The sequence below is a fragment of the Massilia suwonensis genome, from assembly GCF_042655665.1.
Taxonomy (GTDB): Bacteria; Pseudomonadota; Gammaproteobacteria; order Burkholderiales; family Burkholderiaceae_D; genus Telluria; species Telluria suwonensis.
Genome location: NZ_JBHSMR010000001.1, coordinates 119,917 through 140,916, shown reverse-complemented (window position 1 = coordinate 140,916; position 21,000 = coordinate 119,917). Strand labels below are relative to the sequence as shown.

Annotated in this window: 15 protein-coding genes; 11 read left to right on the top strand and 4 right to left on the bottom strand. The window is 67.0% G+C overall.

The annotated features are described in order from the left end of the window. Positions 1-31 precede the first annotated feature (31 nt). A complete protein-coding gene (locus ACFPQ5_RS00660) occupies positions 32-1,660 on the top strand; it encodes a M28 family peptidase (protein WP_379751613.1) in 1,629 nt (542 codons plus the stop codon). Positions 1,661-1,672: 12 nt separating this feature from the next. Here ACFPQ5_RS00660 and ACFPQ5_RS00655 read toward each other — a convergent pair whose 3' ends face one another. Continuing rightward, complete coding sequence (locus ACFPQ5_RS00655; protein ID WP_379750887.1) at positions 1,673-3,535, bottom strand: PAS domain S-box protein; 1,863 nt, start codon at positions 3,533-3,535, stop codon at positions 1,673-1,675. Positions 3,536-3,838: 303 nt separating this feature from the next. Between ACFPQ5_RS00655 and ACFPQ5_RS00650 the strand changes: the two genes are divergently transcribed. The 4 genes from ACFPQ5_RS00650 (at position 3,839) to ACFPQ5_RS00635 (ending at position 9,578) form a co-directional block, all read left to right on the top strand. Beyond that, the gene (locus ACFPQ5_RS00650; RefSeq protein WP_379750885.1) at positions 3,839-4,333 is read left to right on the top strand and encodes a chemotaxis protein CheW; all 495 of its coding nucleotides are present in this window, start codon (positions 3,839-3,841) and stop codon (positions 4,331-4,333) included. Between the two features lie 24 nt (positions 4,334-4,357). Continuing rightward, positions 4,358-6,070: a methyl-accepting chemotaxis protein gene (locus ACFPQ5_RS00645; protein WP_379750883.1), complete on the top strand. Its 1,713-nt coding sequence runs from the start codon at positions 4,358-4,360 to the stop codon at positions 6,068-6,070. A gap of 133 nt (positions 6,071-6,203) precedes the next feature. Further along, complete coding sequence (locus ACFPQ5_RS00640; protein WP_379750881.1) at positions 6,204-7,250, top strand: aldose epimerase family protein; 1,047 nt, start codon at positions 6,204-6,206, stop codon at positions 7,248-7,250. 177 nt (positions 7,251-7,427) lie between these two features. After that, on the top strand, positions 7,428-9,578 hold the full coding sequence (locus tag ACFPQ5_RS00635) for a hybrid sensor histidine kinase/response regulator (RefSeq protein WP_379750879.1): 2,151 nt from the start codon (positions 7,428-7,430) through the stop codon (positions 9,576-9,578). A gap of 2 nt (positions 9,579-9,580) precedes the next feature. On the opposite strand, the gene ACFPQ5_RS00630 is transcribed toward ACFPQ5_RS00635, so the two are convergent. Beyond that, complete coding sequence (locus ACFPQ5_RS00630) at positions 9,581-10,366, bottom strand: hypothetical protein (RefSeq protein ID WP_379750877.1); 786 nt, start codon at positions 10,364-10,366, stop codon at positions 9,581-9,583. Positions 10,367-10,640: 274 nt separating this feature from the next. On the opposite strand from ACFPQ5_RS00630, the gene ACFPQ5_RS00625 reads away from it, so the two are divergent. After that, the gene (locus tag ACFPQ5_RS00625; RefSeq protein ID WP_379750875.1) at positions 10,641-11,510 is read left to right on the top strand and encodes a hypothetical protein; all 870 of its coding nucleotides are present in this window, start codon (positions 10,641-10,643) and stop codon (positions 11,508-11,510) included. Positions 11,511-11,632: 122 nt separating this feature from the next. On the opposite strand, the gene ACFPQ5_RS00620 is transcribed toward ACFPQ5_RS00625, so the two are convergent. Together ACFPQ5_RS00620 and ACFPQ5_RS00615 are read right to left on the bottom strand one after the other, a co-directional pair. Continuing rightward, positions 11,633-12,655 carry an asparaginase gene (locus ACFPQ5_RS00620; protein ID WP_379750873.1) on the bottom strand — a complete coding sequence of 341 codons (1,023 nt, stop codon included), beginning with the start codon at positions 12,653-12,655 and terminating at the stop codon, positions 11,633-11,635. Between the two features lie 278 nt (positions 12,656-12,933). After that, positions 12,934-13,797 (bottom strand): pirin family protein, encoded by an 864-nt coding sequence (locus tag ACFPQ5_RS00615; protein ID WP_379750871.1) that lies wholly within the window; start codon positions 13,795-13,797, stop codon positions 12,934-12,936. 116 nt (positions 13,798-13,913) lie between these two features. On the opposite strand from ACFPQ5_RS00615, the gene ACFPQ5_RS00610 reads away from it, so the two are divergent. The 5 genes from ACFPQ5_RS00610 to ACFPQ5_RS00590 all read left to right on the top strand — a co-directional run bounded on the left by ACFPQ5_RS00610 (position 13,914) and on the right by ACFPQ5_RS00590 (position 21,000). Next, positions 13,914-15,428 carry a dipeptidase gene (locus ACFPQ5_RS00610; RefSeq protein ID WP_379750869.1) on the top strand — a complete coding sequence of 505 codons (1,515 nt, stop codon included), beginning with the start codon at positions 13,914-13,916 and terminating at the stop codon, positions 15,426-15,428. Between the two features lie 479 nt (positions 15,429-15,907). Next, on the top strand, positions 15,908-17,002 hold the full coding sequence (galT, locus tag ACFPQ5_RS00605; protein WP_379750867.1) for a galactose-1-phosphate uridylyltransferase: 1,095 nt from the start codon (positions 15,908-15,910) through the stop codon (positions 17,000-17,002). Continuing rightward, positions 16,999-18,087, top strand: coding sequence for a M24 family metallopeptidase (locus tag ACFPQ5_RS00600; protein ID WP_379750865.1), 1,089 nt, complete (start codon positions 16,999-17,001; stop codon positions 18,085-18,087). The genes galT and ACFPQ5_RS00600 overlap by 4 nt, the downstream gene beginning before the upstream one ends. After that, entirely contained in the window at positions 18,087-19,184 is a 1,098-nt protein-coding gene (galK, locus tag ACFPQ5_RS00595) for a galactokinase (RefSeq protein WP_379750863.1), read from the top strand. Before ACFPQ5_RS00600 ends, galK begins: the two co-directional genes overlap by 1 nt. Then, a complete protein-coding gene (locus tag ACFPQ5_RS00590; RefSeq protein WP_379750861.1) occupies positions 19,171-21,000 on the top strand; it encodes a glycoside hydrolase family 2 protein in 1,830 nt (609 codons plus the stop codon). The genes galK and ACFPQ5_RS00590 overlap by 14 nt, the downstream gene beginning before the upstream one ends.

Below are 21,000 nucleotides of genomic sequence, written 5' to 3'. Positions count from 1 at the left end.
GGCCACCCCATCCACTACCGACGACGATACGATGCGCCTTTGCCCCTTGAGCACCGCGGCCGCCTGCGCCGCCTTCAGCCTGTCCTGCAACGCCTTCGCGCAAGAAGCGCCCGCCGTGTCCGAAGCGGCCCTGCGCGCCCACCTGTCCTTCCTGGCCGACGACCTGCTCGAAGGGCGCGGCACCGGCCAGCGCGGCGGTGCGCTGACGGTGCGCTACCTGGAAACCCAAGCCGCGGCACTTGGTTTGCAGCCCATCCCGGGCGGCGGCTACCGCCAGAAGGTCGCGATCGAAGGCAGCCGCCTGCTGCCGGGCAGCACGGTCAGCTTCGAGGCCGGCGGCAAGCGCCTCGAGCCGAAGATCGGCGAAGGCATCGTGTTCGGCACGGCCAGCGGACAGACGGATGTCGCCTTCGACGCGCCGCTGGTCTTCGTCGGCTACGGCGTCAGCGCGCCGGAAGAAAAATGGGACGACTACAAGGGCGTCGACGTCAAGGGCAAGATCCTCGTCATGATGGTCAACGACCCGCAGCCCACCAGCGAGGAACCGAAGCGCTTTGCCGGCAAGGCCTATACCTGGTACGGCCGCTGGCTATATAAATTCGAGGAAGCCGTACGGCGCGGCGCGGCCGGCGCGCTGCTGATCCACACCACGCCCTCGGCGTCCTACGCCTGGAGCGTGCCGGCCAACAGTTTTTCGCACGAGCGCTTCCACCTGGCCGGCCAGGGCAACCGCATCGAGGGCTGGCTGCACGAGGACATGGCGCGCACCCTGTTTTCAAGCGCCGGCTTCGACCTCGACCAGTTGCGTGCCCGCGCCGAGCGGCGCGACTTCTCTCCGGTCGAACTCAAGACGCGCGCCCGCGTGACGCTGAAATCGGCGATCCGCCAGGTCGAGGAATACAACGTGGTCGGCATCGTGCCGGGCACGGATCCGAAACTGAAGGAGCAGGCCGTCGTCTACTCGGCGCACTGGGACCATTTCGGCATCGACCAGAACCTGCCCGCAGGGGGCGACCGCATCTTCAACGGCGCCGTCGACAACGCCACCGGCAGCGCCGCGCTGCTGGCGATGGCGGCCGAGGCGGTGCGCAAACCCGCGCGCCGCACCCAGGTCTTCCTGTGGCCGGCGGCCGAAGAGCAGGGGCTGCTGGGCAGCGCCGCTTATGTCGCCAACCCGGTGGTGCCGCTGGCGAAGACGGCCGCCGACCTGAATCTCGACAGCCTGAACTTCGTCGGCCGCACGAAGGATATCGGCGTGCCCGGCGCCGAGCGCAGCAGCCTGTACGGCACCGCGGCCCAGGTGGCGAAGAAGATGGGCCTGAAGCTGGCGCCGACTATCCCCGACCTCTCGGGCGCCTACTTCCGCGCCGACCACTTCAATTTTGCGAAAGCGGGCGTCCCGGCCTTCAACGTCGGTTCGGCCGTGTTCTCGGGCGACGGCCACTTCAGCTTCGAGCACGACCACGCGCAGGCGAGCGCCGCGATGGTCGGCTTCAAGGGCGACTATCACCAGGTGACGGACGAGTACCACGCGAACTGGGACCTGTCGGGCATGACCCAGCAAGCCCAGTTCACGCTGAACCTGGGCTATGCGGTGGCGAATGCGCCGGCCATGCCTTCCTGGAAGGCGGGCGACGCCTTCGGCAGCGTCAAGCGCTGAAGATGGGCGCCATCAAGGACGCGGATACACCTGCCCCTTGCCGGCGCGCTTGGCCGCATACATCTGGCGGTCCGCTTCCCTGATCAGGTCTTCGGCGCTGGCCTTGCCGTCCGGCGTAAAAACCGCCATGCCGATGCTGGCGCCGACATTGGCGCTGGCGCCGTCGACCTTCACCGGACGGGCCACCTCGGCGACGATCTTGCTGGCTACCTGGCGCGCGTCGCCGAAGGTGTCGCTCATCGATTCGAGCAGCACCGTGAACTCGTCGCCGGCCAGCCGGAACACGCTGTCGGTCTTGCGGACCACGTCCTGCAGGCGGCTTGCGACCGCGCGCAGCACCGCGTCGCCGGCGTCGTGGCCGTGGTCGTCGTTGACGGCCTTGAAGCCGTCCAGGTCGATGAAGAGCAGGGCCATGCTCTTGCCGTTGCGCGCCGCGCGGGCCTGCGCGATGGGCAGCGTCTCCAGCAGGGCGCGCCGGTTCAGCAGGTTGGTCAGCATGTCGTGCCGGCTCTCGTATTCGCGCCGCGCCTCGGCTTCCTTGCGTTCGGTGATGTCGTGCAGGAAGGCGCTGAACATCTTCTGGCCATGCAGTTCGAGGACGTTCATGCGCAGTTCGACCATCAGCGGCGAGCCGTCCTTGCGCACCGCCGGCACCTCGATGCGCTTGCCCAGCACGGTCGATGCCCCGGTCGTCACGTAGCGCAACATGCCTTCGCGGTGGGCGCCGGTCAGCGTGTCGGGGATGATCAGGCGGTCGAGCGCGACGCCGATCGCCTCAAGGGCCGTGTAGCCGAAGGTCTGCTCGGCCGCGCGGTTCCAGACCGTGACCACGCCGGCCTGGTCCAGGCCGATGTAGGCGTCGTTGGCGTTCTCGATCACGCTGCGCAGTTCCAGCTCGCGCTCGCGCAGTTCCTCGGTACGCGCGGCCACGCGCGCCTCGAGGTCGGCATGCAGCGCGCCGAGGGCCGCTTCCGCTTCCTTCTGCGCGTTGATGTCCTTGATCACGGAAATGAAGTATTCGACCGCGCCGTCCTCGTTGTGCTTGGCGCTGACGTCCAGGTTGGCCCAGACCGTCGTCCCGTCCTTGCGGATGTAGCGCTTCTCCAGGGTATAGCTTTCCAGCTCGCCGCTGCGCAGCTTCTGCAGCAGGTCGAGGTCGAGATCGAGGTCCTCGGGATGGGTGATCTGCTGGAAGGTCAGGCGCTGCAGTTCCTCGGGCGCATAGCCGAGCATCCGCGACAGTTCGCGATTGACGCTGACCCAGCCGCCTACCGGCGAGACCAGCGCGATGCCGACGCTGGCCAGGTCGAAGATCGAGCGGAAACGCGCCTCGCTCGCGTTCAGGACCGACTGCGAACGCAGCACGTGGCGCCCGGCCACCGCCAGCCGTTCGCGGTACTGCACCTCTTTTTGCACGATGTCGGCCAGGTCGATCATGACGCACAGTTCGTCGGCGGTGAGCACGCGCGCCTTGTCGTCGATCGCGCACAGGGTGCCGATCGGCAGGCCGCCGCTCGAGCGGATCGGCACGCCGGCGTAGAAGCGGATGTTCGGCGCGCCGGTGACGAGCGGATTGTCGGCGAAGCGCTCGTCGCTGGTGGCGTCGGGAACCACCAGCGGCTGGTCCTGCAGGATGGCGTGGGCGCAGAAGGCCTGCTCGCGCGGCGTTTCCCTGACGTCCAGGCCGACGCGCGACTTAAACCACTGGCGGTTCTCGTCGACCAGCGAAAACAGGGCGATCGGCACCTTCAGCAGGCGGCTCACGAGCCGGGTGACGCGGTCGAAGACTTCCTCTTCCTCGGTGTCGAGCAGGTCGAGTGACCTGAGCAGTTGCTGGCGTTCGAGTTCGTCGGGCGGTGGGCTGGCTGCTGGCATGGGTTCCTGGTTCGGATGCGCGCGGCAAGCTACGCATCGTGCATGTACGGAGGATATCCAGACTGTAGCAGATCGGCGCCGCAGGGAGGCTGGGCGCGCTTTTTCGGCGCGCCTTGACGGACCTGCAATTCTGTCGCGTTTGCGCCAAACCGGTGCGTGATTTCACAAATTTTTCACCAGAGTTAACAAACGTCCATCGAGTTTGCCGGCTGCACGCCGTAATATGGTTTCCAAGGGGAAATTTAAAGTTCCCTCATTCAATATCGGGCTCCGTATGCCCTCTCATGATTTCTGGAGTTAAACGTGGTCGAAACAAGCAGCAAACGGACCGACATCGAAGTACTGTCCTTCCGCCTGGGGAAGGAAGAATATGGCATCGGCATCCTGACGGTGCAGGAGATCCGCGGCTATGAAGCGCCGACCCGCATCGCCAACGCACCGGCCTACCTGCTGGGCGTGCTCAACCTGCGCGGCCAGATCGTGCCGATCGTCGACATGCGCCTGCGCTTCGGCCTGGGCGCGGCGCGCTACGACGGCCTCACCGTCGTCATCATCCTGAACATCGGCCAGCACGTGATCGGCATGGTCGTGGACGGCGTGTCCGACGTCGTCACGCTGGCGCCCGAACAGGTCCGTCCGGCGCCTGCGCTGGGCGGCAGCATCGATGCCGAGTGCCTGCATGGCCTGGGCACGGTCGGCGAACGCATGCTGATCCTGCTCGACATCGAGCGCCTGATGACCGCGCCCGAGATGGGCCTGGTGTCGAACGTGTCGACCGCACTGCCGCTGGCCGCCTGATTCACTTTTTTTCAACAACTTTTCATGACACTCGCAAACCTGAAAATCGCCCAGCGCCTCGCGCTCGGCTTCGGCGCCTTGTGCGTCCTGCTCGTCGGCATCCAGATCTTCGGCATCAACATGCTGGGCCGAACCAATGAAGGCACGGCAGACCTGGCAAACGCCCGCATTCCGAACATCGTCGCCACCACCGAGGTGCTGTCCGAGGTGAACGACGCCGCCATCGCGATGCGCAACATCATCCTGACGACCGATCCCGCGGACCGCCAGAAGCAGCGCGAGGAAATCGCGTCGTCGCGCCGTCAGGCGCGGGACAACCTGGACAAGCTGGGCAAGGGCCTCGTGTACCAGAACGCGATCGTGCTGCACCAGCGCATGTCGGCCGCGCATGAACGCTACGTCAAGGCGCAGGAAGAACTGTTCAAGATCATCGATAGCGGCGACGAAACGGAAATGCGGCGCTACCTGAAGGACGTGCTGCGTCCAATTCTGGCCGACTTGAAGCATGCGGTCATCGACCAGCTGGCGCTGCAAAAGGAGATCGCGGCCAAGACCGCCGCCGAGGCCCAGTCGACGTTTGAATCGACGCGCACCATGATGACGGTGCTGGCCGTCGTCTCGCTGGCACTGGCCGGCCTGATCGCATGGTGGAACACCCGTTCGATCACCCGTCCGATGGCGCGCGCCCTCGACGTGGCGAACACCGTCGCCGCCGGCGACCTGACCAGCCGTATCGAGGTCACCACCACGGACGAAACCGGCCAGCTGCTGCAAGCGCTGAAGACCATGAACGAAAGCCTGGCGAACACGGTCATGGCGGTGCGCAGCGGCACCGAGACCATCGCCACCGCATCGAGCGAAGTGGCGGCCGGCAGTCTCGACCTGTCGGCGCGCACCGAGCAGCAGGCCGGCGCGCTGGAAGAAACCGCATCCTCGATGGAAGAGCTGACTTCGACGGTGAAGCAGAACGCCGACAACGCGCGCCAGGCCAATGTCCTGGCCGACGCGGCCTCGCAAGTGGCCGAGCGCGGCGGCCGCGTGATCGGCGACGTGGTCGGCACCATGGACCGCATCAACAGCTCGGCCGGCAAGATCGCCGACATCATCGGCGTCATCGACGGCATCGCCTTCCAGACCAACATCCTCGCCTTGAACGCGGCGGTGGAAGCGGCGCGTGCCGGCGAACAGGGGCGCGGCTTCGCAGTCGTGGCTTCGGAAGTACGCAACCTGGCCCAGCGTTCGGCCGCGGCGGCCAAGGAAATCAAGGGCCTGATCGGCGACTCGACCCAGGCGGTGGAAGCGGGCAGCAAACTGGTTGGCGAAGCCGGCGCGACGATGCAGGAAATCGTCGAGAGCGTGCGCCGCGTCACCGACATCATGAGCGAGATTACCGCCGCCAGCGCCGAGCAGACGTCCGGCATCGAGCAGATCAACGAAGCCGTCATCCAGATGGACCAGGTGACCCAGCAGAACGCAGCCCTGGTCGAGGAAGCGGCGGCAGCGTCGGCCTCGATGCAGGAGCAGGCCGCCAACCTGGCGCGCGCCGTCAGCGTCTTCAAGGTCGCAGGCGGCATGGCGCAGGCGGCGCCGGCAGTCCAGGCGGCAGCGGTACCGGCCACCGTCGCGCGGCCTGCATTGCCACGCCCGGCCCAGCGTCCAGCGGCTCCGGCACGCCCGGCCGCCGCGAAGCGGCCGGTCAAGGTGGCGGCAGGCGCAGCCGATTGGGAAGAGTTCTGATCCACGCCGTCTGATCGAGTGTGACAAGGCCTGCGCAAGCAGGCCTTTTTTTCGTGCGTGCAAGCCTGCGCGGCGGGCACCGGCCCCCGTGCTAGCATCGCATCACGACAGGCCACGACAAGGATCCGACCCAGTGCAAGCGCCCATCCAGCAAGCTCCCTTCGCCCGGCTGCCCGACGGCCGGCAAGTCCACGTCTTCACGCTGACCAACGCGGCAGGTATGACCGTCAGGATCCTCGACCTGGGCGGCATCATCGCCGAGATCCACGTGCCCGACCGCGAGGGCGTGTTCGCCGACGTCGCGCTCGGCTTCGACACGCTCGATCCCTACCTCGGCGACAGCCCGTATTTCGGCGCCCTGATCGGCCGCTACGGCAACCGCATCGCCGCCGGCCGCTTCAGCCTCGACGGCCAGGACTACACGCTCCCGGTCAACAACGGCAAGAACCATCTGCACGGCGGCGTGCCGGGCTTCGACCGCGTGCTGTGGCGCTCGCGCATCGAGGGGGATGAGCTGGTGCTGGATTACCGCAGCGTCGATGGCGAGCAGGGCTATCCGGGCGCCCTGGATGCGACCGTGCGCTACAGCCTCGGCGAGGACAACGCCATCGTGGTGCGCTTCTCGGCCGTGAGCGACCGCGCCACGCCCGTCAACCTGACCCAGCACAGCTACTTCAACCTCGCCGCCGGCGGCGACATCCTCGGCCACGAGTTGATGATCGATGCGGACAATATCGTCCCGATCGATGCGGACCTGATTCCGACCGGGCAGCTGATGCCGGTCGCCGGCACGCCTTTCGACTTCCGCACCCCAAACCCGATCGGCGCGCGCATCGATGCGCAGGACGAACAGCTGCGGCACGGCGGCGGCTACGACCACTGTTTCGTCCTGAATGGAGCGCCGGGCGCGCTGCGCCTGGCGGCGCGGGTGCGCGAGCCGCGTTCGGGCCGGGTGCTGGAACTGTTCACCCAGGAGCCGGGCGTGCAGTTCTACAGCGGGAACTTCCTCGACGGTTCGCTCGCGGGCAAGGGCCGCAGCTACCCTTACCGCAGCGGCTTTTGCCTGGAGCCGCAGCACTTTCCCGATTCGCCGAACCAGCCGTCCTTCCCGAATACCATCCTTCGGCCCGGCGAGACCTACGCCACCGAATCGCGCTTCCGGTTTTCGAGCGAGGCCTGAGCGCACCCGGTTTGTCGCCAATTCACCGCTGTTTCGACCCGCCGCGCATAGGCTTCATTCGCCCTGCATGACCCGGTCACGGAAGGCCGCGGCGCGCTGTTTTGGTGCGCGTTCGGCGGCTATAATCGGCTGATTACAACAGGGCCGACCGGGCATTCATCCCGCATGAACCGAGCGATGCGCGCACTTCCGTTCGATGCCGACAGCGAGGGCGTGCGCGCGCTGTTGCGCGCCGTGCCGCTGGCCGGCGGCATGCCGTGGCCGGAGGGCTTGCGCGCCGTCGCCGCCCTGATGCTCGGTTCGCGCTTCCCGATGTTCGCGGCCTGGGGCCTTGAACGGCGCCTGGTCTACAACGACGCCTTCGTCGAGTTGCTCGGCGAGCGCCATCCGGCCGCCTTCGGCCAGCCCTTGCAGCAGGCCTTCACCGATTCCTGGTCCGGCCTGATGCCGGTGCTGGAGGCGGGACTGGACGGCGAGACGGCGCTGCTCCAGGACCTGCCGCTGGACATCGCCTGGCCGGGCCATGCGGCACGCCACTACATCACACTGTCGATCTCGCCGCTGCGCGAAGGCGAGGAAGTCGCCGGCGTGCTGTGCATGCTGACCGATACCACCGAACGCGCGCTCGCCGCCCGGCAGCACGGCTTCCAGCGCGAGCTCGGCGCCACCTTGCGCGAACTGCTCGATCCGGTGGAGATCATGGAAGCGGCCAGCGCGCTCGTGGGCCGCCACCTCGGCGTGGGGCGGGTCGGCTACGGCGAGATCGATGGGGCAGGACAGACGGTCAGCGTCGAGCGCGACTGGACCGACGGCAGCATCGCCAGCCTGGCCGGCCGGACGCTCGTGCTCGACAACTTCGGCGCGCAGGCGCGCCAGGCCTTGTGCGCCGGGCGTTCGCTGGGGCTGGACGACGTACGCGTCGATCCCATGACCGCGCCCTATGCGGCCGGGTATGCGGACATCGGCGCGCGCGCGATGATCGTGGTGCCGATCATCGAGGCCGGGCGCCTGGCGGCCGTGTTCTACCTGCACGCGGCCGCGCCGCGGCGCTGGAGCCCGTCCGAACTGGCCCTGGCCGAGGACGTGGCGCGCCAGACGCGCGAGGCCGTGCGCCGCGCGCGCGTCGAGGAATCGCTGCGCAAGTCGGCGCGCGAGCGCGACGCGCTGCTGCAGAGCGAGCGCGCGGCGCGGGTCGAGGCCGAGCGCCTGAGCCGCATGAAAGACGAGTTCCTGGCGATGCTGGCGCACGAGCTGCGTAATCCCCTGGCGCCGATCAGCAGTTCGGCGGCCTTGCTCAACATCCAGTTCCGCGACGAGCCGCGCATCCGCCAGGCCAGCGCCATCATCGGCCGCCAGGTCAAGCACATGAGCCGCCTGATCGACGACCTGCTCGACGTCTCGCGCGTGACGCGCGGCCTGGTCACGCTGCAGGTGGACGAGGTCGACCTGTGCGAGGTCGTGCGCAGCGCGCTGGACCAGGCGCGCCCGCTGATCGACGAGAAGTCGCACCGGGTCGACCTGGTCCTGCCCGGCGGCCCGGTGCGGGTGCGCGGCGACGCCACGCGCCTGATCCAGGTGGTCGTCAACATCCTGAACAACGCGGCGAAGTACACGCCGCCGGCCGGCACCATCCGCATCACGCTCACGGTGGGGACAGGCCGCGCCTGCATCGAGGTGCGCGACAACGGCTCGGGCATGCCGGCCGACCTGCTGCCGACCGTGTTCGAGCCCTTCAGCCAGGGCGCGCGCACGCTGGCGCGCTCGCAGGGCGGCCTCGGGCTCGGCCTGGCGCTGGTGAAGAAGCTGGTCGAGATGCACGGAGGCGAAGCGCGCGCGGCGAGCGAGGGGGTGGGGCTGGGCAGCACCTTCACGATCGAGCTGCCATGCCCGCAATGCGAGGGCGACGCATCGTCCGCCGGCGCCGCGCGTCCCGCCGATGCGGCGGCCTTCCGCCCCTTGCGCGTGATCGTCGTCGACGACAACGAGGATGCGGCCGACAGCCTGGCGACGCTGCTGCGGGTCCAGGGCCACGTGGTGGCGGTCGACTACACGGCGCGAGCTGCGCTCGAACGCGCCACGCGCGAGCTGCCGGATGCAATGGTGGTCGACATCGGCCTGCCGGACATGGACGGCTTCCAGCTCGGCGCCTTGCTGCGCGCGCAGCCCGGGCTGCACGATGCGGTGCTGATCGCGGCCACCGGCTACGGGGGCGAGCAGGACCGCGCGCGGGCGCGCGAGGCCGGCTTTGCGCACCATTTGGTGAAACCGGTCGACATGGGGGCGCTGGTGCGCATCCTGCAGGATGCGGCGAGCGCGCCGCGTGCCTGATCCTATCCCTCGGTGAGGGAGGCCATTTGGGCCAGCAGCGTCGCGCGCGAGGCGTCGATCTGGCGCGCATTGGTACGCGAGGACAGGGTGGCGCGCTCCTTGCGGCCGAGGAAATAGGCGACCCGCTCGGCGTTCGCGCCGGACGGATGGGGCAGGCCGTGCAGGATGCGGTCGCGCCGGATCACGCCTTCGCGCGCCAGCCAGTCCAGGCCTTCGGCCACGCTGCCGCCCATCGGGATGTAGAGCGCGTCGGGCAGCCGGGCCGCCTCCTGGGCAAAATAGCGCAGCACCTGCTCGCGGAGAAAAGGCAGCTTGGCCATGCCCGGCGTGCCGCTGTAGTTGCGGCCGTCCACGAACACCGGGTGGCGCAGGATGGCGCTGATCTGCACCAGGTGGGCATGCGCGTCGAACAGCGAGGCGCAGCCTTCGATGCCGAGCCAGCGCTGCACGCCGATGGCGTCGAGCAGGGCGATGAAGTTGGGGCGGATCGCGCCGCTGAAGGCGCCCGCCAGGCGCGCCGCGCGCAGCACCTCGTCCTGGCCGGCGCCGGCCTTGATGCGGCGCTGGGCCTCGCGCATCGCGTTCTTCCACTGCGCAAAGCCGGGCGCGATGCCGACGACCACGATGCGCGCCGCCGGGTTCACATATTCGAAGGGGATGTAGTGCACGCTGAACTTGCCCTCGCGCGCCAGCAGGAAGCGTTCCGGCAGGCTCGCTGCCGAATCGATCGCCGCCAGGTCGAGGTCGCGGATCGCGTCGGCGTACTGCGGAAAGAGGATCGGCGTCATGGCTGTCCCCCTGCGGCGCCCGGGCATGCGCACGCCTTCATGCATTCAGCATGGCGGGACGTGGTTCCTGTCCAGTGGCGCGGTCGGGTGTACATACAATTGAGCAAATACAGTTATATTTAAGAAAATTATAGTTCCTACAACTAATTGAGTAAAGCTTCCTGTTGCGCTGGCGTGCGGGCTGCCGTTGCGCTACGGCTGGTGGTAAGCTGGAGTTAGGAATCTGCTTCATTGATGAGGCCGTTTCTTACCCTCTATCTCGAAGGAGGCCGCCATGCCCCAGGTCGCACTGATCACGGTCCACGGAATGGGCGAAACGCCGCGCGACTATGCGGCCGGCGTGTTCGGCGAGATGCGCACCCGGCTCGGTCCGGCCCTGCGCGAGCGCGCCGCCTTCTATTCGGTGTATTACCAGGACATCCTGCAAAAGAACGAGCAGACCGTCTGGGCGCGCGTGGATGCGGGCAGCAAGGTCCACTACGACCAGCTGCGCAAGTTCATGCTGTTCGGTTTCGCCGATGCGGCCGGCCTGGAGAACCGCAAGGAAGACCCGGGCTCGGTCTACGAACTGGCGCAGGGCCAGATCGCGCGTGCGCTGCTGGCCGCCTCGGCGGCGAATCCGGTCGATGCCGGCATGCCGGTCGTCTTCCTCGCCCATTCGCTCGGCTGCCAGGTCCTGTCGAGCTATATCTACGATGCGCAGAAGGCGCTCGGCGGCGGGCGGGTCGAGGCCGGCATCTGGCGCGACATCGACGCCTGGTCGCGCCCGGCCCTGGGGCGCCTGCTCAGCGAGCGCGAACGCCTGTACCTGGCGGGCGGCGCCTGCGCCGGGATGGTAACGACCGGCTGCAATATCCCGATCTTCGTGGCTGCGCACAAGGAAATGCACATCAAGCCGATCGCACCGCCGACGGCCATGTTCCGCTGGCTGAACCTGTACGACCCCGACGACGTCCTCGGCTGGCCGCTGCAGCCGCTGTCCGAGGGCTACCGCGTGCTGGTCGAGGACCGCGCCATCAATGCCGGCCAGGGCGCGGTGGGCTGGATGCTCAAGAGCTGGAATCCGCTGTCGCACAACGGCTACTGGCAGGACAAGGAGGTGCTGGAGCCGCTGGCGGCGATGCTTCGACGGCTGGTGAGTTAACGTGACCGGCGATCTGCTGCAAACGTAGGGTGGAGTCCTGACTCCACGCGTTCGGCCATGAATAAGACTGCGGCTGATCACCTGCCGCACGCGTGGAGTCGGGACTCCACCCTACGTAAAGATTACGCGTGCTGCAGCGTGAACAGCGGACGAATATCCCCGGCCACCGCCCCGCGCGCATTGCGGATCAAGGGCTGGCGGAAGCGCTCCAGCACCGTGCGCTTCTCGTCGTCGAGCAGGCCGAGTTGATCCAGCACGTTGTAGGTGATCGTGTGCAGGCCGCGGTTGTTGCCGTCGGCGATCTTGATTGCGATGCCGATGCCCTTCGAGCGGATGCCGACCGCCTGCACGGCGTCGGCGCCGATCTTCGCGACCCAGTCGCCGCCGCCCGCCGTCATCAACACCAGGTCGCTGCGCTCGGTGCCCGAGACCATGTCGGGACGATGCGTCATGGCGTCGAACAGGGGGCCGAGCGCGTTGCCGAGCTGCGCATCAAGCGGGCCCTGGGCCAGTCGCGCGTACAGGTGCGCCAGGCTGGCCAGGGGCAGGGCGTAGTTGGGCGCCGAGCAGCCGTCGATCCCGCGCGGCAGCTGGCTTTCCGGCAGCTGCACCGCATCGGCCAGCGCGGCGCGCACGGCGCGCTGCAGCGGGTGGTCGGGCGCGACGTAGCCGGTGGTCGACACGTCGTGCTGGCGGCACCAGGCCAGGAAGCCGCTGTGCTTTCCGGAGCAGTTGTGGTGCAGCGGGGTCCAGGTCTGGTCCTGCGGCACCGGCATGTTGTTGTACTCGTAGTAGAGCGGCACGCCGCAGCCGCATTCGAGATGGCCGGCGTCGAGTCCGATCTTGCCGAGGATGGAGCGCACGCCGTGCAGGTGCTTTTCCTCGCCCGAATGGCTGGCGCACAGCAGGGCCAACTCTTCTTCGAGCAGGCCGAACTTGCTTGGACCTTCGGACAGCAGGAAGGGCAGGGCCTGGAAGGGTTTCAATGCTGAGCGGGTGAAGGTAGGGTACTGCGGATCGCCGGCCCAGGCCAGCAGGCGGCCGCTGGTATCGACGACGGCGATCGAACCGGCGTGGACGTTTTCGACGGTATAGCCGGTTTCTGCATAGCCGCGCGTGGTGGCGGCAAGGGGGACTGCTTGCATGCTCGGATCTCGTGAAGTGGTGATGTCTTCACTCTAAACGAGGCTGGAAAAATGCAGCGCACCGCGGCGTCGGAACTGCCGTGGTAGGGTGGGCACTCCGTGCCCACGCGGACGCTGGCACCGTGTTGGCGATCGCTTTATGGCGAAGCCTGAGCCGCGTTGACGCTCGGTGAAGCGGTAACGCGGCGCTTCTTTCGCAGGTTCCCATTGCGCTAACATGGTGCGAACGTCCGCGTGGGCACGGAGTGCCCACCCTACGGTGCGCACCTTTCAGCGGTTTACATCGGCGGCCCGAACTTGCCGGCTTGGTAGTCGCGAATCGCCTGCTCGATCTCGCCTCGCGAGTTCATCACGAAGGGCCCGTGCGACACCACCGGCGCGCCGATCGGTTCGGCGTGGCCGAGCAGGACCACGCTGTCTTCCAGCGCCGTTATCTCGAGCTCGTCGCCCTCGCTGCCGAATTCGACCAGGTGGAAGGCGCTGATGCGGTCCTGCGCCGACCCGGCTTCGAGCGCGCCGCGCACCACGTACAGGAAAACGTTGCGCCGTGCGAGACCGCGCACGCGCAGACGTCCGCCCGGCTGGAAGGCGACGGTGCTCATGAAGACGCAGGTCAGCGACTCCACCGGCCCCTTGCGGCCTTCCCATTCGCCCGCCGTCAGGTGCATGGTCACGCGCCCGCCGTCCAGCGACAGTTCGGGAATCTCGTCCCTTTGCAGGCCGGTGTAGGCCGGCTTGGTCATTTTCAGGTGCGGCGGCAGGTTGACCCACAGCTGCAGGATCTCGAGCCGTCCGCCGCTTTGCAGGAATTCGGGCGGCGAGATCTCGGCGTGAATCAGGCCGCTGCCGGCGGTCATCCACTGCACGCCGCCGGCGCGGATGATGCTCTCGTAGCCGGCGCTGTCCTTGTGCATCAGCATGCCCTCGAGGATGAAGGTGACGGTCTCGAAGCCGCGGTGCGGATGCGGGCCGAAGGGCAGGCCGCGGTTATGCGGCGCATAGGTTTGCGGGCCGTGGTGGTTCAGGAACAGGAAGGGATCGACCTGGTCCAGGTGCGGCGAGGGCACCGGCCGCTGGGTGATCAGGTCGCCGATATCGTCGCGCATCGCCGGGTGGATGCGGCGTACCAGTTTGTCGCTCATGTCTTGCCTCGTTGTTGGTGTTGTCCTTGGCTGCAACGATACCGGATTGCGCGCCTGCCTGCCGCCGGACGCTGTGCTAGACTCGTTGCGCCTATGCAATGGAGACATTGAAGAACATGAAAAGAACGATTCTCGCCAGCCTGCTGCTGGCCTGCGCCCTGCACGCTCACGCTGCACCGAAGACGGCGGCGCCGAGCCCCGCCGCCGTGAAGGCCGCCAAGTATGCCGTCACCACCTACCGTACGGACGTCGTCAAGACCCTGGCCGGCCTGGTCAGCTTCAACACCGTGGCCGATCCCAAGATCCCGTCCGACCAGGACCCGCAGCACATCGCCTTCAAGAACTACCTGAAAAGCGAGACAAGCCGTCTCGGTTTCGACTTCGCCGACCACGGCTGGGTGGTCGTCATCGGCATGGGCAAAGGGGAGGAGCGGGTCGGCATCGTGACCCACGGCGACGTGCAGCCGGTCGATCCGTCGAAGTGGAAGAAGTCGCCCTTCGTGCTGGACCAGACCAGCGAACCGGGCAAGCTGCTGGCGCGCGGCGCCGAGGACGACAAGGGACCGATCGCCACCGCCCTGTATGCAATGAAGGCGCTGAAGGACCAGCAGCTGCCCCTGTCCAAGCGCATCGAACTGTACGTGTACATGGGCGAGGAATCGAACTGGCAGCCGCTGGTCGACTTCCTGAAAACCCACGAGCCGCCGCAGATGAACATCACGCTCGACGCCGAGTATCCGGCGGTGGTGGCCGAAAAGGCCTCGGGCACGATCGCCGTCACCTTCCCGAAAGCAGGCGCCGTCGTGCCGGCTGCGGGCGAGCCGCACATCGCGGCCTTCGGCGGCGGCTTCTTCGGCAGCCAGATCCCGGAAGACGCCACGGCCACCATCGCCAACGCGACGCCCGAGATCGAAGCGCAGGTGCGCGCACGCGGCGCCCAGCAGGAAGGCATGCGCTACGAATTCACGCGCAAGGGCAATGAGCTGGAAGTGAGCGCACACGGCGTGTCTGCCCACTCCTCGAAACCCGAGGACGGCGTGAATGCCGTGGCGATGCTGGCCGATGCGCTGGCCGTGCGTCCCTGGCCGAACACGACGGCCGGCGCCGCGGTGAACTACCTGAACGAGCTGGTGGGCACGGGCCTGTACGGCGAGAAGTTCGGCGCCATCGCCTACCGCGACAGCTTCATGGGCCCGATGACGGTGGCCCCGACCGTGATCCGCCAGAAGGACGAGGGGATCGAGGTCTCGATCAACCTGCGCCGTCCGCGCGGCAAGAGCATCGAGCAGCTGACGGGCGAAGCCAGGGCGGCCATCGATGGCTGGCAGAGCCGCAACCTGACACTGGCGAACGTCACCGTGCGGACCGGCGAACCCTGGCAGCGCCTCGACGCGCCGCAGTTGCCGGTGCTGATGAACGTGTTCTCCTACTTCACCGGCATGAAGGACCCGAAACCGGTGGCGATCGGCGGCGGCACCAACTCGCGCCTGTTCCCGAACGCGGTCAGCTTTGGTCCAGGCATGCCGGGCCAGGTGTACACCGGCCACTCCGAACACGAGTTCATCACGCTCAAGCAGCTGCTGCTGAACCTGCAGATGTACACGGCCGTGCTGGCCGAACTGGCAAAGTAAGCCTTAGAGCGCCTAACAAAATCTCCATGGCTGCGTTGCACCGTCTCGCCGTACGTCTGTACTGTCTTCGACGGTGCGCCTTGCCCTGAAGCTTTTGTTAGGCGCTCTTATTCGAAACGCCGGCGCTGCTGCGCCGGCGTTCCTTCCTGCCGCTCTTCGCTCCGGTTGAGCTTGTAAGTGTTTGTCTTGCCAAACCCCGTAAATACTTCTAATCGTTTTGTAGGTATAGGCCTACAAAATCGGCTGTGCACGCCAGGCCGAAACAGCCCTGCGCAGCGTTTTCATAGGAGAGAACGCAGGCCTTGCATGGCACTCGTTCCAGCTCGTCCGCTAACGCATTAACTGTTGGAAAAAACATACGTTCTGCTCGGAAAATGTGGCGTAAACGCCATGTTAGGATCATTTCCTAGCCGCGTATGCAGGAGCTGCCGACTTGCGTGCGCATGTGTGCCTGTGATCTGCCGAAATGAAGCGTTGCCATGCATAGTAAAGAACTGACAAAGCCCGACGGACGACACCTGACCCTCTACAGCAACCGGCCGATTCCGGACGGGATCGTCGCGCCCAGCCCGTTTCCCGATCCGATGAATGCCAATCCGCACCTGCGCTGGCATCCCCTGCGCGGCGAGTGGGTGACCTATGCCGGTTTCCGCCAGAACCGCACTTTCCTGCCGCCGCCTGAATACAACCCGCTGGCGGTCACGCGCGACCCCGCGAACCCGACCGAACTGCCGCCGGGCGACTACGAGGTGGCCGTGTTCGACAACCGCTTCCCTTCGCTGGCGCTCGAATCGCACGATCCGCCGCACCTGACGGTACCGACCGCGCCGGCCAACGGCCACTGCGAAGTGGTGGTGTTTACCCAGGACCCGACCACGGCCCTGGTGCACCTGCCGCTGTCGCGCATCGAGCTGCTGCTGCAGGTCTGGGGCGACCGCACGCGCCGCATCGGCGCCAGGGAGCACATCGAATACGTGCTGCCCTTCGAGAACCGCGGCGCCGAGGTGGGCGTCACGCTGCACCATCCGCACGGCCAGATTTATTCGTATCCCTTCGTGCCCCAGGTGCCGGCGCGCATGCTGGCCCAGGAGCGCGAATACTATCTCGAGCACGGCACCAGCCTGCTGTGCGACATGGCGAAGAACGAAATCGCCGACGGCCGCCGCGTGCTCTACCAGGACGAGCACGCCGTCGCCTTCGTGCCGGCCTGCGCGCGCTATCCCTACGAGGTCTGGGTCATGCCGACCGGGCCTTGCCAGGACTTCGCGTCGCTGACCGACGTGCAGCGCGCCAGCCTGGCACGCTGCCTGAAGACCGTGCTGCTGAAGTACGAGACCATGTGGAACCGGCCTTTCCCTTACCTGATGGCCTGGTACCAGGCGCCGACCGATGGCGCGGCGCATCCGGAAACCCAGCTGCATGCGCAGTTCTATCCGCCTTACCGCTCGCGCGATCGCCTGAAATACCTGGCCGGCACCGAGCTGGGCGCCGGCATGTTCGCGATGGACGTGCTGCCCGAAAATACGGCGGCCGAACTGCAGGCCGTGAATGTGACGATCGAGGAGGGCGCATGAGCGGCCTCGAGCGCGCCGCCGAGGTGGCGGACAAGCTGGCCGTGCTGCGCGAATGCCTGGAACGCAGCGGCGCCGCGGCGATCTGCCTGCGCGGCAGCGACTGGTTCGCCTGGGTCACCGCGGGCGGATCGAGCGCAGTGCTGCACACGATGGAAACGGGCGTGGCCGAAGTGCTGGTCACGCGCGAGGAAGCGGTCGTCCTCACCGACGAAATCGAAGTGGCGCGCCTGCGCGAGGAAGAAGTCCCGGCGGGTTTTACCTTCCACGTCACGCCCTGGGCCCAGGTCGAACTGCGCGAGCGCTATGTGCTGGGCCTGGCCGGCGAGCGTCCGGTGCTGTCGGACCGTCCGCGCAACGGCGAGCAGCCGCTGCCCACCAGCCTGCTCAAGCGCCGCCTGGTGCTCAATGATGCCGAGCAGGCGCGCTACCGCCTGCTGGGACGCGAGGCGGCCGAAGCCATGACCGAAGTCATGCACGCGGCGCGTCCGGAATGGACCGAATACCAGCTGGCCGGCGCCGGCGCGGCCGCGCTCTGGCGGCGTGGTATTCATCCAGCCCTGGTGCTGGCCGCGGGCGAGCGGCGCCTGCCGCTCTACCGCCATCCGACGCCTTCGCACGAGCCGATCGGCGCGCGCGCCATGCTCGTGTTCTGCGCGCGCCGCCATGGCCTGTATGCGAACCTGACGCGTTTTGTCAGCTTCGGCCCGGCCCCGCAGGACCAGCGCGCGCTGATGGAAGTCGAGGCCACGGGTCTTGCCACGGTCACGCCCGGCAAATCCCTGTCCGCCGTGTACCACTCCTTCGACGCGGCCTACAAGCATGCCGACCGCCAGGACGCGATCAACGAGCACCACCAGGGCGGCATCACCGGCTACCTGGCGCGCGAAATCGTCGCCACCGCCAGCACGGCGACCGAACTGGAAGAGGGCATGGCCTTCGCATTCAACCCCAGCTTTGACGGCCTGAAGATCGAGGACACCTTCCTCCTCGGGCCGCAGGGACTGGAGAACATCACCCTGGATCCGCAGTGGCCCGCCGTGACCGTGCATGGCCGCCAGCGGCCCCTTTGGCTGGAGACGAACTGATGGTGACAAGCGATTCCTTTTTTGGCGGCGCACCCGAGGTCAATGCTTCCGCGCCCGGACGCGTGAACCTGCTGGGTGAGCATACGGACTACAACGACGGCTACATGCTGCCGGTGGCGACGCCCCAGCGCACCACGGTGGCGCTCAGCCGCAGCAACGACGGCCACTTCGTGTTCTATTCGAGCACGCTCGATGCCAACGTCACCTTCGCGCCCGAAGGCAGCGCGCCGTCCGGCTTCGGCAGCTACATCGAAGGCTGCATCCGCCTGGTCGAAGCCGAGGGCGTGCAGGTGCCGCCGCTGCGGGTCTGGGTCTCGACCGACGTGCCGGTCGGCTCCGGCCTGTCCTCCAGCGCCGCCCTGGAAGTGGCGACCCTGCGCGCGCTGCGCCAGATGCTCGGCTTCGAACTCGACGACGTGAAGCTGGCGCGCATCGCCCAGCGCGCCGAGATCGAATTCGCGCGCGTGAACTGCGGGATCATGGACCAGATGGCCTCGAGTCTCGCCGACGAATCGAACATGCTGTTCATCGATGCGCGCACGCTGGAACACCGGCTCGCGCCGTTGCCGCCCGACGCCGAGATCATCGTCATCGACTCGGGCATCGCGCGCAAGCTCGCCGGCAGCAAGTACAACGAACGGCGCGCCGAATGCGAAGAGGCTTCGCGCAAGCTGGGCGTGACGGCCCTGCGCGACGTACAGGATCCGGCCTCGGTCGAGACCCTGCCCGAGCCGCTGCGCCGCCGTGCGCGCCACGTGGTGCAGGAAAACCTGCGCGTGCTGGAAGCGGCGAACGGCGTCTCGCTCGAACGCTTCGGCGAGTTGATGGATGCATCGCACTTCAGCCTGCGCGACGATTACGAAGTCTCGATTCCCGAACTCGACGAACTGTGCGCACTGCTGCGCGCGCAGGAAGGCGTGGTCGGCGCGCGCCTGACCGGCGCCGGCTTCGGCGGCGCCTGCGTGGCGCTGTGCAAGGCCGGATACGCACAACGGGCGGCCGAGGCCGCGCTTAATGAATACAACAAGAACGGACGCCAGGGCCGGCTCCTGATCCCGGTTCCGCATGAAGGAAAGGAAAACAATGAGTCAGTTTGAATATCCCCGTCCCCAACTGGTACGCGACAACTGGATCAGCCTGAACGGCAAGTGGCGCTTCTGTTTCGACGACGAGATGCGCTTCAAGCTGCCGGGCGACGTCGCCGCCTGGACCCATGAGATCGAGGTGCCCTTCGCACCGGAGACGAAACTGTCCGGTATCGCCGACACGGGTTTCCACCGCGTCTGCTGGTACGAACGCGAGTTCACCGTGATGCCGACCGAAGGCCGCACCATCCTGCACTTCGGCGCCGTCGACTACGCGGCGCGGGTCTGGGTCAACGGCCAGCTGGTGGCCGAGCACGAGGGCGGCCATACGCCGTTCTCGGCCGACATCACCTCGGCCATGAAGGCCGATGGCCAGCAACTGGTGACCGTGTACGTCGAGGATGACCCGGCCGACCTCGCCAAGCCGCGCGGCAAGCAGGACTGGCTGCTGGAACCGCACTCGATCTGGTATCCGCGCACGACCGGCATCTGGCAGACGGTCTGGGTCGAGCAGGTCGAGAAGACCTTCATCAACAAGCTCAAATGGACCCCGATCTTCGAGACCTTCGAGATCGGCTGCGAAGTCTTTGCCGGCGGCGAGATCCGCGACGACATGTTCGTCGAAGTCAAAATCTGGCATGGCGAACACCTGCTGGCGGACGACCACTACAAGCTGCTGGGCGGCGAAGCGAACCGCAAGATCGCGCTGTCCGACCCGGGCATCGACGATTCCCGTAACGAGTTGCTGTGGAGCCCGGAACGTCCGACCCTGCTCGACGCCGAGGTGACGCTGCGCTGCGGCGACCGCGTGGTCGACCGCATCAGGTCGTACACGGCGCTGCGCTCGTTCGCGATCAACCGCGACCGATTGATGCTCAATGGAAGGCCTTACCAGCTGCGCCTGGTGCTCGACCAGGGCTACTGGCCGGAATCCTTCCTCACCGGCCCCTCGGACGACCATCTGAAACGCGACGTCGAACTGGCCAAGCTGATGGGCTTCAACGGCGTACGCAAGCACCAGAAGATCGAAGACCCGCGCTACCTGTACTGGGCGGATAAACTCGGCCTGCTGGTCTGGGAAGAGATGCCTTCGGCCTACCGCTTCAGCCCGAAGGCGATCACGCGCATGGTGCGCGAGTGGACCGAGGCGATCGACCGCGACTACAGCCACCCCTGCATCATTGTCTGGGTCGCCTTCAACGAATCCTGGGGCGTGCCGAACCTGACCCTGACGCAGGCACATCGCAATGCCGTCGAGGCCTTGTACCACCTGACCCGCACACTGGACGCGACGCGCCCCGTGATCGGCAACGACGGTTGGGAAGCCTCGGCCACCGACATCCTCGGCATCCACGACTACGACTGCGACCCGGAAAAGGTCAAGGCGCGCTACGAAGTCAGCGACCCGGTGCGCACCCTGTTCGACCAGCGGCGTCCGGGCGGACGCATCCTGACCCTGGACGGCTTCCCGCACCGCGGCCAGCCGATCGTGCTGACCGAGTTCGGCGGCATCGCCTACGATACCCGGGGCACGCCGGAAGAGGGCACCTGGGGCTACTCGCGCTCGACCACGGCCGAGGGCTTCCACAACCTGTACCGCGGCCTGCTGAAGGTGGTGAACGAAACCTTCATGTTCAGCGGCTTCTGCTACACCCAGTTCGCCGACACCTTCCAGGAAGCGAACGGTCTGCTGAACGCCGACCGTACGCCGAAGCTGCCGTTCGAGGTGATTTCGGCGGCGACACGCAATGCCCAGCTGCAGCCGGCCAAGGACGAGGCCAGCGGCGAGGGTATGGACGATAACAAGGAACGCGCCGGACCGACCTGA

Bases quoted from the DNA above. Each gene is read 5' to 3' on its own strand.
- ACFPQ5_RS00615 (WP_379750871.1), bottom strand. From the start codon at position 13,797: ATGAGCGACAAACTGGTACGCCGCATCCACCCGGCGATGCGCGACGAT.
- galK (WP_379750863.1), top strand. From the start codon at position 18,087: ATGGTGACAAGCGATTCCTTTTTTGGCGGCGCACCCGAGGTCAATGCT.
- ACFPQ5_RS00660 (WP_379751613.1), top strand. From the start codon at position 32: ATGCGCCTTTGCCCCTTGAGCACCGCGGCCGCCTGCGCCGCCTTCAGC.
- ACFPQ5_RS00600 (WP_379750865.1), top strand. From the start codon at position 16,999: ATGAGCGGCCTCGAGCGCGCCGCCGAGGTGGCGGACAAGCTGGCCGTG.
- ACFPQ5_RS00625 (WP_379750875.1), top strand. From the start codon at position 10,641: ATGCCCCAGGTCGCACTGATCACGGTCCACGGAATGGGCGAAACGCCG.
- ACFPQ5_RS00610 (WP_379750869.1), top strand. From the start codon at position 13,914: ATGAAAAGAACGATTCTCGCCAGCCTGCTGCTGGCCTGCGCCCTGCAC.
- ACFPQ5_RS00655 (WP_379750887.1), bottom strand. From the start codon at position 3,535: ATGCCAGCAGCCAGCCCACCGCCCGACGAACTCGAACGCCAGCAACTG.
- galT (WP_379750867.1), top strand. From the start codon at position 15,908: ATGCATAGTAAAGAACTGACAAAGCCCGACGGACGACACCTGACCCTC.
- ACFPQ5_RS00630 (WP_379750877.1), bottom strand. From the start codon at position 10,366: ATGACGCCGATCCTCTTTCCGCAGTACGCCGACGCGATCCGCGACCTC.
- ACFPQ5_RS00590 (WP_379750861.1), top strand. From the start codon at position 19,171: ATGAGTCAGTTTGAATATCCCCGTCCCCAACTGGTACGCGACAACTGG.
- ACFPQ5_RS00620 (WP_379750873.1), bottom strand. From the start codon at position 12,655: ATGCAAGCAGTCCCCCTTGCCGCCACCACGCGCGGCTATGCAGAAACC.
- ACFPQ5_RS00635 (WP_379750879.1), top strand. From the start codon at position 7,428: ATGCGCGCACTTCCGTTCGATGCCGACAGCGAGGGCGTGCGCGCGCTG.
- ACFPQ5_RS00645 (WP_379750883.1), top strand. From the start codon at position 4,358: ATGACACTCGCAAACCTGAAAATCGCCCAGCGCCTCGCGCTCGGCTTC.